Here is a 12,124-nt window from a genome sequence, read left to right as displayed (position 1 = left end):
GTCTATTTTTTTAACAAAAATGAAGCAAAAGAGCCATCATCGGCTCTTTTGCTTCTATTGGTTGTTTGAATTGTCGTTTTTCATTGAGTTGTTGTTCTCTGTGCTATTTGATTGTGATGTTGTCTTATTTTGTTGATCTGTTGTTTGCTTATCTGATGTTTGCTTTTTTTCATCGCGTTCTACTTTTGGATTAGGTTTATTTTGCTTTTTATCATTAGTCGTTGGTGTTATCTGTTCCTCTTTATTGTTTTGTTTTTCCGTCGCTTTTTTATTCTCTGGCTCTTGCTTTTTATCCTCATTCTCTTTAGCCCTATTTGCAGCAAATTCCGCATCAGTAACTAATTGATCACCTGGTAATTGGATTAGTTTAAGGAATTTTTCATTCGTTTTAGAAAGATCAAGGAACGGATAATTTTGACTGACAAAACTTTGCTTAATTTTTACACCATGACTCGTTCTGACTAAGGCTTCTTCGGTTGTTCTAGGAGCATATTTAATATTCATTAAATCCGTTGTGACAAATCCAGCTTCCTTGCAGAGTGATGTCACTTTTTGCCCAGTTAAACCACAGTATGTTGTTCTTATGATTCCTTTTGGTTCAGTAAATTTCTTGCTTGGACTCATAAGTTCAGGATCAATTCGATAGGCCGCATTGGCAAATCCAGCCCAAAGCTGCTGTGTTCTTGTTGAGTAAAATTGATGATTCATTTTAGCGTTATTGTCAAAGCCTGTCCAAACACCAAGAGTGACATTTGGATTGGTCGCAACAAACCATCCGTCTCGCCAATCTTGAGATGTACCTGTTTTACCTGCCCAATCGGCATGAAAATCAAGTTGCCTTGGTACATTGCGCGCTGTACCTAAGGGACTTAATACGTCTCGCATCATATCAAGCATTAAATAATTTGTTTGTGGAGAAAAGACCGTCGTTTCTTTTACTTTATGTTGATAAACCGTACGGCTAGATGTATCTGTGATCTTATCAATAATATAGGCATCAACAAACTTACCGCCGTTTCCAAATGTCGCATAAGCATTCGTATTTTCTTCAACGGTAGGTCCGAGAGTGATACCACCTAACGCAGCAGAAACGTTATACCCATCTGAACCAACGAGTGACGTGAATCCCATTTTCTTTAGATAACTTGGAGGATGACTTATTGTTGCACTAAGCCGAGTAAACAGCCGGACGGCCGGCATGTTATCAGAATCGTATAGAGCCTTTCTTGCAGATTCAAATCCATGATAGAGTGGTGTATAGTTGACTGGTGAATAGATTTGTCCAGAACCCATGACTCTTTTATATGGTAAGTCAGCCATTATATTGCCTGGCTGGGTCAGCCCAGCTTCCATCGCAGGTGCATAGACAAGAAGTGGTTTCATTGTCGAACCATTTTGTCTATTGACTTGCGTCGCAAAGTTATATTGGGATAAATCAAAACCTCGCCCGCCAACGAAACTAATGATGGCGCCAGTATCATTTTTAATAAGTACAGAACCTACTTCCATCGGATGGTGAATAGCTTCTTCTTTTCCTGTTTTTGAATTTGTTCGATACGTGATCCGGTCACTTTCATATCCGTTATAATTACTTGCAAAAGCTTGTTGATCATCATAGATATCTTTATTGATGGTCGTATGAATTTTATACCCACCATTCTGTAAATCTAATGTTGCATTATCAATCAAATTCTGAAACGTGTCAAAATGTTTTTTAATCGTTGCATAATTGGCTTTATTTGCTTTTGCTACTGATTCAATGCTTGAACCTTGAGATTTAGACACTTTCGAATAATTGAGGTAAGTCGTATAGTCTTGATATAATTTTTCACCATTATATCCTTGTTTTTGAGCGTCTTGTTTAGCCAAGATGATGCTTGCATCTTTGATAACTTCATTTGTGACATAGTGATAACGATTTTTTATCATTTTTGTCGTATCTTTAAAATGCTTTTTATAGTCATATCTAAGAGCGTCCTGATATTCTTTTTGTGAAATATAGCCACCATTGTACATATTTTTAAGGACAGCATGAGCTCGGTTGACGCCAGGTGAGATATCTTTCTTTATTTGACCACTATTATCAAAAGGTGAATAGACAAATGGATTTTGGGGTAAACCAGCAATGAACGCAGCCTGTGGAATATTAAGCTTTTTAGCATCTACACCAAAAATGCCTTGTGCAGCTGTTTGAACGCCTGCTATATTTTGGCCTGATGCATTCCGTCCAAAGGGACTGACGTTAATATAAGATTGCAAGATCTCATTTTTACTAAAAAAATGTTCCAATCTCATAGCCAATAAGATTTCCCTTGCCTTACGCTCTTTCGTCACAACATTACTTAGAATTTGATTCTTTACGACTTGTTGTGTGATCGTACTGCCGCCGGTTTGTAATGGCTGGTTTGTAATATCTTGATAGGTTGCACGGAATACAGCTTTTGGAACCACACCGTGATGTTCATAGAAAAGCTCATCCTCCGTTGATAACAAAGCATCCGTAAAATAAGAGGAAACTTGATCTAATGTCACTGTTGTCCGAATAAGATCACTATTAACCTTTCCGAGAGGGATGTTATCGGCAAAATAAATTTCACTACTTTGTGAGTAATTGACCAAATCCCCTTTCAACGTCTTATAATTCAAAACCGGCTGGTCATGTACCAAAGCAGCAAAATAACCAGTAGTAATACCAAATGCAAAGAAACAGCCAATAAAAATGACTGAGATAATGACTAAGAATGAATTCCATGCTACTTTGTATGTAAAGATAAGTGCTCGAATGAGTCCACTGTTTTTCCAGCGATCGAACCATTCGCTAAATGACGTCTTAGTATTAGAAGTCATAACATTCCTCCTTAATACTTTTCCCATAATAAACTTTAAAGAGGTTGTTCAAAAAGTCACCAAATGATAAGCTACGAATCTCGGCGCCCGTTTGTTTTTACGGTCCTCATGTAGTAAAAACCTACATTCCGGTCCTCAAAACAGCGCCGCCTTGATCTTCCGACGCCCAGGACGGGCTAGTACTGGCGTTCTGGCAGGGATGCCAGCGTACTTAGCCAGTAACCCTTTTAATTTGTCACCTTTTTGAACACGCACTTAAAGCATATACTTATGAAAAAAAGTAGTTATTACGATTCAGTACATAGTTTGTGATCATGACTGAATTTGTTAGGTTGTCATGTAAAAGACAACATTTCACCCATATTAATATAATAAATCTAATTTTTATCTTATCTTAAATTGAATATCTTGCAAGTTATTTTACTAAAAAAGGTCGTTATTTATCAGAATGGAAAGTATACTGCGTCTTTTACTAGTCGAGTATTCAGTTATAATGTAAGACAAAAACCTCAGAACTCTTGATATATCAAGAATTCTGAGGTTTTTGTTTTTTTTCATTAAAGAAGTACTGCTATTAACGAGAGTAGTACTCAATAGTTTTTAAAAAACCCAGTACTATCAAAGTTTGGTTATAGGTGGTAATGAAAAACCCTTTGTACCTCTTTATCTGAACCTCTCATGACTAAAGTCACGAGTGTTCTCGGCTATTTCATAAACTCTTAAATCACCATTATGCTTCCAGCCAGTTTTGAGACCATTTTTCTATCTCTTTCATTAGCGGCTCTAATGCTAAACCTTTATCGGTTAGTGAATACTCAATACGAACTGGAGTTTCTGGATATACTTCCCGTTTTACAATTGCTTCGTTCTCCAAATCCTTTAACCTTTCTGAAAGCACTCTACCACTGACACCTACTGAAGATTCAATAGTACAAAAACGCTGAGGACCAGACAAAAGCTGATATAGAATCAACCCAGTCCATCTTTGACTTAATAACCCCATCGCTTTTTCAAATCTAGGACAAATCGACTTATCCAATTAACTCAACTCCTTACTTAATATTATAAACTTATTTCTAAACAATTAAATTATTTTTTATAAAGCACTTACTTGACTTTATAAAATTACATAAATATACTTACTTACATAAAGTAAGTTATTGTTAGTAAAAACAAAATAAATAGTGAAGGAGTGTTATGGAAATGTTAAGAAAAAATGAAGTTGTAACAACGATTTTAAGGGTATTTTTAGGTGCAACCTTCTTTATCCATGGATTATCAAAATTCCAAGGTGGCATTGAGAACACCGTAGGTTTTTTTAAGAGTTTAGGTCTTCCAGGGTTTACAGCCTATATGGTTGCTCTAATCGAATTAATTGGCGGTATCGCTATTGTTTTGGGTGTAGGTACAAGAATAATTGCCATTCTATTTGCCATTGTTTTAGCTGGTGCTATTGTTAAAGTAAAGCTTACTGTCGGATTCCTTGGAAATGGTCAAATGGCAGGGTATGAACTTGACTTAGCTTTATTCGTCATTTCAATACACCTTGCTACCATAAACAAATCTTATTTAGCTTTAGATAACGTACTGTTTCGGCCAGAGAAAGCTTAATGATAAAGAGGGAAACTAAAATGAATTTTCATCGTGAACCTATAACATTTGTAGGAAAAGTCAACTTGAAGGTACAAAATTTACATCGTTCGTTAGCTTTTTATAAAGAAGTGATTGGTTTTAAGGTATTGGAACAAACTGAATGTTTCGCAACCCTTACAGCGGATGGGAAAACCGTTTTATTATCAATCGAACTACCAAATAACGTTGTTCCTAAGCAAGGAAGAACAACAGGATTATACCACTATGCACTTCTTCTACCTAAACGTTCTGATTTAGCTAAAATAGTTCAGCATTTTTTGGAGATTGGATTACAGTTCGGTTCTTCGGATCATCTTGTAAGTGAAGCACTTTATTTATCTGATCCAGATGGAAATGGAATTGAAATTTATATAGACCGTGATCCTTCAGAATGGAATTGGGAACATGGTCAAGTTGACATGGCGGTTGATCCGTTGAATTTCTCAGACTTGCTCTCTGGTGGAAAAAAGCAATCATGGAAGAGTCTCCCTGCTGGTACAGTTATGGGGCATATCCATTTACATGTATCGGAATTGAAAAAGACAGAAGAGTTTTATATCAAGGGACTTGGATTTGAAGTTGTAAACCGATACGGTACTCAGGCACTTTTTATTTCTGATGGCAAATACCATCACCATATTGGCTTGAATACTTGGAATGGAGTAGGTGCACCTACTTCTTCTCCTAATAGCGTTGGACTTGAATCATTTACGCTAGTGTTGCCAAATGAAGAAAAGAGAAATAACATGATTGCCCAATTAAAGAGTATTGGGGCATCTGTTACTGAAGAAAATGGGTCTTACGTTACTTCTGATCCTTCAGGTAATCGGATCATCCTGAGTGTTTAATGTATAGATTTAATAATTTTATGCCTGTCCACATTAATTATTTAAAGCTCCTCAAAACCTCCCCCAAATTGTTGGGGGAGAATACATTGTTATACAAAGCTGAAAATAAACAAAAAACCCTAGAACCATTGATATATCAAGGTTCTAGGGTTTATGAATATGCTATTTACAAAGCATATTAATTAACGTGAGTAGAACTCAACGATAAGAGCTTCAGTAATCTCAGCTGGTAATTCAGAACGTTCAGGAAGTCTATTGAAAGTACCTTCTAATTTATCTTCATTGAAAGTTAAATATTCAGGAACAAATGAGTTAACTTCGATCGCTTCTTTAACGATATCAAGGTTTTGAGATTTTTCTCTTACACCAATAACATCACCGACAGAAACACGGTAAGAAGGAATATCGACACGTTTACCATTGACAGTAATATGACCATGGTTAACAAGTTGGCGAGATTGACGACGTGTACGAGCTAAACCTAAACGATAAACGAGGTTATCGAGACGTGATTCAAGTAGAATCATGAAGTTTTCACCGTGTACACCTTTCATTTTGCCAGCTTCGTCGAAGAGACGACGGAATTGACGTTCGTTAAGTCCATACATAAAACGTAATTTTTGTTTTTCATTTTGTTGCAAACCATATTCAGATAATTTTTTACGTTGTGTAGGACCATGTTGTCCAGGAATATAAGGACGTCTTTCAAGTTCTTTACCCGTACCGCTTAGTGAAATACCATAGCGACGAGATTTTTTCCATGCAGGACCAGTATAGCGAGCCATATTTGACTCCTCCTTGTCATTTTAAATTAGGCATAAAATGACAGCATCTTCAAGGATTTAAAGAATGAAGTTATTTTGTTATCTTGTACCTTCGCTCGGCAGTGAAGAGTTACGGGGTACACCTCTAATTTGAAGTTAAAAAGTCCGGGAAAAATAGCCTTCGAATTTCTGCGTCAGCTTGCTTCTCCGCTCCTCACGTATACACAATCATACGCTCCGGTGCTCTAAGCTTCGCTTCCTTGAACTTCTCGGCTCTTTTTGTCCTCCTTTTTAAACTCTAATTAATTTAAAGATCATGAGGAACAAAATAAGAGGATCTTCATCTTATCCATTGACCACTGCCTCATTTTACACAAACTCTATTATAGTTAATTAAACACAGACTTGTCAACTATTATTTAGATTAAGAGTTTGGATTTATATGCTTGCTTAATACTTCAACAAATTGTTCTAGGAAGCGTTGGTCTTCTTCTGTGAAACGATTAATCGTTGGACTATCGATATCGAGAACACCGATCACTTGAGAATCAACGATGATCGGAACTACGATCTCGGATCTAGAGGCCGTATCACAAGCAATGTGACCAGAGAATTGCTGAACATCACTGACGCGTAATGTTTTCCTCTCTTGAACGGCTGTTCCACAAACGCCTTTTCCAATTGGGATTCGTACGCAAGCAGGTAGTCCTTGAAACGGTCCCAAAACGAGCTCTTTTTGGTCTAAAAGATAAAATCCAACCCAATTAATATCTTTCAAGAATTGATTGAGAAGTGCTGAAGCGTTAGAAAGATTAGCGATTAAATTTTCCTCATCTTCAATGAGGGACGTGAGCTGTTTTATGACCAGTTGATATTGTGATTCCAGATCACCAGAATAATTATTGACAGAAAACATTCTTATTTCTCTCCTTTTAATCAAACATATTGTTATTTTATCAAATTTTGTAGAATACCTCATCTAAGTGTCGAGCGATTTATGAAGGAGGATGCTAAAGTTTAGAGAAGATGTTATATAGAGTGTAAATGACGAGGTGATCATATTGCAAACGATTGAAAAGGTGAAGGATATCAATAAAAAAAATGAAGTCATTCGTTCAGCCATCCGACTTTTTAATATGAGTGGTTATACAGGTACGTCGGTTCGGGCCATTGCCAATGATGCGGGAGTTAATATTGCCCTCATTTCTTATTACTTTGGAGGGAAAAAAGGTTTACTTGAATATTTAATGTCTTCATTCTTTGAGGGTTATTTAGATGAGATGGAATCAGCTATTGAACAAACAACACATTTAGAACCCTTATTATGTACGCGATTAATTCAAATTGCAGATCGTATGATCCGTTATCAACAACGCTACTTTTATTTATCGCGTTGTGTACATCGAGAAATGACACTTGATACAAATCTGATTCGTGAATTTATGGCCAGTTATTTAATGAAAGAAAAGTATCTGTTAGAAATGGTATTTAAACAAGAAAAGTCAAATCACGTTGCCATTCCAACCGATATCCTTGTTATGCAATATCGTGACATGATCATCATGCCATTTTTGCACCCACAATATATCAGACGCATCCATGATTTACAGCCACATGAGGATTATTTTCGGAAATATTATTTACAATATATAAAATATTGGGCTGATCAGCTCTTTGCCCAAATTTCATAAAAAAGGGTTATCAAAAAATGAAGTCTCTTTTGATAACCTATTTTTTGGATTCGTTAACGGTCAAACTCATACGTTTACTCTTTTAACGCTCTTTTATAAAATTTTAATTAATGAATTGATAAATAGCTGAATAAGTTCTTTCCTATTAATAAGACGGTAACCACAATAAAGAGTATTTTGACATAGGATGATCCTTTTCGAATGGCTACATTGGCGCCGATCCATGATCCAACAATCATGCTGATAGCCATGGGTATGCCATACTGAAAATTGACTGAACCTAAACATATAAACGTAATCAAGGCCATGATGTTACTACAAAAATTCAAGATTTTTGCATTACCTGCGGCATGCAGAAAATCAAATCCAACTGTTAAAAAAGAAAAGAGCAGAAATGAACCTGTACCACCACCTAGGAACCCATCATAAAAACCAAGCGTAAAAATGATCAGGCCGAAAAGAATGGCTCGAGATAGGGTAAAGCCTTTATAATTTGAAACGGTTCCCCAATCCTTTTTGAAAATCGTGTAGATCGTCACTAAAGCTAATAAAATGAGGATTAGCGGTTTTAATATTTCCGGGGAGATAATATGTACAATCATCACACCGATAAAAGAACCAATAAGAGTAAGAGGAAAAAGGCGACTAATTAAATGAAAATCCACTTTCTTTGATCGAATAAAAGTTAATGTGCTTGTTAAAGCCCCCATTGTACCAGCTAGTTTGTTAGTTCCTAATGCGATATTCGGAGGCAATCCGGTAAACAATAATGCAGGCGTTGAAATAAGTCCCCCGCCACCAACGACAGCATCGATAAAACCCGATAGAAATCCTGCAAAAATAAGAAAAATAAGAGTTAAGGTATGTAAATCTTCCATTATCAAGCCTCCTTCACTTAAACCAATTGTATTGTAACATTTTTTCTTCCAAACGTATCTTTAAAAAATGGCTATTCCCTATCGTTCAGGAAAAGTTTAAGAGACCAATTAAATCATGTGATAATTTAAATATATCTTAGTCAAATCTCTGTATTCATGGTATTATTAAAGATAAGAATTTGATTAATTATGTCGTATTTTTGACAATACCTGAGTACGTTCAAAGGGAAGTTTATAAAAGCTTATTTTTGTAAGTTTAGGGTGTTAAGGTATTTCGTTGAATTAACGATACTTAATTAGAAATTTTACATATTTTCCCTAATGTGAGAACGGGAATAGATTCGGAAAGATACCGGTTTTAATGGGAGAATGGGGGAACTTCCAATGTTCTATTATGTCATATTAAGTTTCATTATTGTTGTTGCGTTTGTCATCATTTTTAGTACGTGGATGAGGAAAAAAACGTACAATAAAATTGATCGATATGAAGCGTGGAAAATGGATATTATGAATCGACCTGTAACGGAAGAAATATCAAAAGTAAAAGAATTAAAAATGATTGGCGAAGCTGAAAAGAAATTTGAAAAATGGCGTGCAGATTGGGATGAGATCGTAACAACGGAATTGCCGTTGATTGAAGAATCATTATTTGATGCAGAAGGCTATGTGGATCATTATCGTTTTAAAAAAGCAGAAAAAACGCTTGACTCTTTAGAAGACCATTTAAATAAGATTGAAGCTCGTATACGAAATATGCTTTCTGATCTGAACAAAGTGGTTGAAAGTGAGCATGCCAATCGAAAAGATATTCTCATTGTCAAAGATATGTTTTTAAAAGGAAAGAAAGATTTAATTACGAAAAGAAGCCAATATCGTGGAGCTGTCAATTTATTAGAAGAAAAGTTAAAAGTAGTTGAGAAAGAATTACAGCATTATGAGGACGAGACAAATAACGGTAATTACATAAAAGCAAGAGATATATTACTATCGGCTAAAGCAAGTATGGAAGAATTAAATAAACAATTCGAAAAAATTCCGTCCTTATACAACGAGATTCACCATACAATACCTGATCTTATGCAAGACTTGCGGATGGGTTTTGAAGAAATGACGAGCCAAGGCTATGTTTTACGTCATTTACAAATAAATGTACAATTAGAAGAAATTAAGCATCAGCTTAATATTCTTGATCAAGCCGTTGGTAAGATGGAATTAAAACCAGTGGAAGAAAGTATTAATATCATGCATGAACAAGTGGATCACTTATTTGAGCAGATGGAAACAGAAGTGATAAGCAGAAAGAAGCTATTGGAAGTGGCTCCAACCATAGAACGAGATCTCACATTAGTTGGAGAAAATGTAAAATCGCTCGCTGCGGAAACGGAAACGATTCAATCGAGTTATCATATTGATGAAGAAGATCTCAGAATGCAACATGAGATTGATGATATTTTCAATAAATTAGATAAGGAATACCAAGAAGTCTTTAAAGACCTACAGGAACAAAAAGAAGCTTTTAGTGTTTTGTTAGAAAAATTAGTATCCATGCGTTCTGATATTGAAGTTGTTCAAGGATCTGCAAAAGAGTTTAAAGACAAAATAAAAACGCTTCGAAAAGATGAATTAATTGCGAAAGAAACGATGCAAAAGCTGAAAAGAACCATATTTGATTGCAGGCGAAAGGTTCAAAAAAGCAATTTACCAGGAGTTCCAGAGTATTACATTACTTTACTTGATGATTCAGAAGAAGCTCTTGCAGATGTTAATCATGAACTTGATCAATCCCCTTTAAATATGGTATCTGTCCAACGCAGTTTAGATGATGCTGTAGAAAAGGTTAATGAGTTCTATAAGAAGACTCAAGAAATGATGGATAACGCAGCCCTTTCAGAAGAACTTATTCAATACGGTAATCGTTATCGTAGTGATTCTCGCGAAATTAATGAAGAACTAAATCACGCTGAAACTTTATTCAGAAGTTATAATTACCAAGAAGCCGTTGAGGTCGCTGTAAAAGCGATCGAGAAAAAAGAGCCTAAAATATTAAAGCGTATGGAATTGTATTCAAAGGGAAACTAATTTAGAATAGTAAAAAGAAAAAACTCCTTAACAGAGGTTGTTCAAAAAGTCACCAAATGATAAGCTGCGAAATCTCGACGCCCGCTCGTTTTTCCGGTCCTCATGTAGTAAAAACCTACATTCTGGTCCTCAAAACAGCGCCGCCTTGATCTTCTTGCTTCTAATTTATCGCCTTTTTGAACACGCACTTACAGGGGTTTTTCTTCTGAGCTGTAAATACTTGAAAGGGATCGATAAGAGTGATTTATTTCGATAACAGCGCAACAACGAAACCATATCCTGAGGCGTTAGATACTTTTTTAAAAGTTGCACAAAATTATTATGCCAATCCATCATCCATTCATAGACTTGGTAGCCAAAGCGAGGAGCTATTGAAGCGTTCAAGACAACAAGCGGCGAATCTGCTTCAAGTCTCCGATAAAGAAATCATATTTACCTCTGGTGGATCAGAAGGGAATAATTTAGCTATAAAAGGGATAGCTAACTATTTTAAAGATCGTGGCAAACATATTATTACAACCGAGATAGAGCATGCATCCAGTTATCTGGCTTGTAAACAGCTGGAAAAAGAAGGGTATGAAGTCACTTATCTACCTGTTGATAGCGAAGGTAAAATTTCATTCGAACAGCTGAAACAATCTTTAAGAAAAGACACCATCCTAGTAACGTTGATTCACGTGAATAATGAGGTAGGATCAATACAACCGATTTCTGAAGTTGCAGACTTATTAAAAGATAAACCGACGACCCTTCTTCATGTTGATCATGTCCAAGGAGTAGGGAAAGTTCCTTTAGATCTCTCTCAAGGGAAAATCGATCTTTGCACCATTTCAGGCCATAAATTTCATGGTCCAAAGGGAACTGGCCTTCTTTACATTAGACATGGTGTGAATTTATCCCCGTTATTCGCAGGAGGGAGCCAGGAACAAGGCAGACGTGCAGGAACAGAAAATTTACCTGGTATTACAGCAATGGTTAAAGCTCTCAGAATGACGTTAGAATTTAAAAAGACACATTTTAGTGAGCTTAAGCGTCATAAAGAAAAACTAATCCAAGGACTTTCTACAATTGAAGGAATAACCATTCATACACCTAAGAACGGATCTGCCCCTCATATTATCAATATCAGTATAAAAGGACTCAAAGCAGAAGTACTTGTTCATGCTCTTGAAGAAAAAGAGGTTTATGTTTCAACAAAGTCGGCCTGTTCTTCAAAAGATCAACAAGCAAGTCGGATTTTACTTGCTATGGGTGTATCAGATTCAGATGCTAAACAAGCTATTCGGTTAAGTTTGTCCTATCAAACGACGGCTGAAGAAGTTGATCAATTTCTAAAAATATTAAAAACACAAGTAGCAGACTTGCGGCAAGTCATGAGGAGTTAA

Annotated in this window: 10 protein-coding genes; 5 read left to right on the top strand and 5 right to left on the bottom strand. The window is 36.0% G+C overall.

From position 1 onward, the window contains the following. Positions 1–54: 54 nt before the first annotated feature. Complete coding sequence (locus tag FG390_RS06300) at positions 55–2,847, bottom strand: transglycosylase domain-containing protein (protein ID WP_219995047.1); 2,793 nt, start codon at positions 2,845–2,847, stop codon at positions 55–57. Positions 2,848–3,577: 730 nt separating this feature from the next. Next, positions 3,578–3,886, bottom strand: coding sequence for a winged helix-turn-helix transcriptional regulator (locus tag FG390_RS06295; RefSeq protein ID WP_141190179.1), 309 nt, complete (start codon positions 3,884–3,886; stop codon positions 3,578–3,580). Positions 3,887–4,050: 164 nt separating this feature from the next. On the opposite strand from FG390_RS06295, the gene FG390_RS06290 reads away from it, so the two are divergent. Continuing rightward, positions 4,051–4,458 (top strand): DoxX family protein, encoded by a 408-nt coding sequence (locus FG390_RS06290; protein WP_141190178.1) that lies wholly within the window; start codon positions 4,051–4,053, stop codon positions 4,456–4,458. Positions 4,459–4,478: 20 nt separating this feature from the next. Further along, a complete protein-coding gene (locus tag FG390_RS06285) occupies positions 4,479–5,327 on the top strand; it encodes a VOC family protein (RefSeq protein WP_141190177.1) in 849 nt (282 codons plus the stop codon). A 182-nt stretch (positions 5,328–5,509) separates the two neighbouring features. Here the strand turns inward: FG390_RS06285 and rpsD are convergent, their stop codons facing one another. Beyond that, entirely contained in the window at positions 5,510–6,112 is a 603-nt protein-coding gene (gene rpsD / locus FG390_RS06280) for a 30S ribosomal protein S4 (protein WP_141190176.1), read from the bottom strand. A 403-nt stretch (positions 6,113–6,515) separates the two neighbouring features. After that, positions 6,516–7,007: a free L-methionine (R)-S-oxide reductase MsrC gene (gene msrC, locus FG390_RS06275; protein WP_141190175.1), complete on the bottom strand. Its 492-nt coding sequence runs from the start codon at positions 7,005–7,007 to the stop codon at positions 6,516–6,518. A 145-nt stretch (positions 7,008–7,152) separates the two neighbouring features. On the opposite strand from msrC, the gene refZ reads away from it, so the two are divergent. Further along, a complete protein-coding gene (gene refZ / locus FG390_RS06270) occupies positions 7,153–7,782 on the top strand; it encodes a forespore capture DNA-binding protein RefZ (RefSeq protein WP_258311593.1) in 630 nt (209 codons plus the stop codon). A gap of 107 nt (positions 7,783–7,889) precedes the next feature. On the opposite strand, the gene FG390_RS06265 is transcribed toward refZ, so the two are convergent. Next, the gene (locus FG390_RS06265) at positions 7,890–8,660 is read right to left on the bottom strand and encodes a sulfite exporter TauE/SafE family protein (protein ID WP_141190174.1); all 771 of its coding nucleotides are present in this window, start codon (positions 8,658–8,660) and stop codon (positions 7,890–7,892) included. Positions 8,661–9,044: 384 nt separating this feature from the next. Here FG390_RS06265 and ezrA point away from each other — a divergent pair, with 384 nt between their 5' ends. Together ezrA and FG390_RS06255 are read left to right on the top strand one after the other, a co-directional pair. Beyond that, positions 9,045–10,739 (top strand): septation ring formation regulator EzrA, encoded by a 1,695-nt coding sequence (ezrA, locus tag FG390_RS06260; RefSeq protein WP_181406398.1) that lies wholly within the window; start codon positions 9,045–9,047, stop codon positions 10,737–10,739. A 239-nt stretch (positions 10,740–10,978) separates the two neighbouring features. Continuing rightward, on the top strand, positions 10,979–12,124 hold the full coding sequence (locus tag FG390_RS06255) for a cysteine desulfurase family protein (protein WP_141190172.1): 1,146 nt from the start codon (positions 10,979–10,981) through the stop codon (positions 12,122–12,124).

Source organism: Terrilactibacillus laevilacticus, assembly GCF_006517395.1.
GTDB lineage: Bacteria > Bacillota > Bacilli > Bacillales > Sporolactobacillaceae > Terrilactibacillus > Terrilactibacillus laevilacticus.
This window is presented reverse-complemented; position numbering and strand designations above follow the sequence as displayed.

Coding starts and splice junctions, on each gene's coding strand:
- FG390_RS06300 (WP_219995047.1), bottom strand. CDS start 2,847: ATGACTTCTAATACTAAGACGTCATTTAGCGAATGGTTCGATCGCTGG.
- FG390_RS06290 (WP_141190178.1), top strand. CDS start 4,051: ATGTTAAGAAAAAATGAAGTTGTAACAACGATTTTAAGGGTATTTTTA.
- FG390_RS06285 (WP_141190177.1), top strand. CDS start 4,479: ATGAATTTTCATCGTGAACCTATAACATTTGTAGGAAAAGTCAACTTG.
- rpsD (WP_141190176.1), bottom strand. CDS start 6,112: ATGGCTCGCTATACTGGTCCTGCATGGAAAAAATCTCGTCGCTATGGT.
- msrC (WP_141190175.1), bottom strand. CDS start 7,007: ATGTTTTCTGTCAATAATTATTCTGGTGATCTGGAATCACAATATCAA.
- FG390_RS06265 (WP_141190174.1), bottom strand. CDS start 8,660: ATGGAAGATTTACATACCTTAACTCTTATTTTTCTTATTTTTGCAGGA.
- ezrA (WP_181406398.1), top strand. CDS start 9,045: ATGTTCTATTATGTCATATTAAGTTTCATTATTGTTGTTGCGTTTGTC.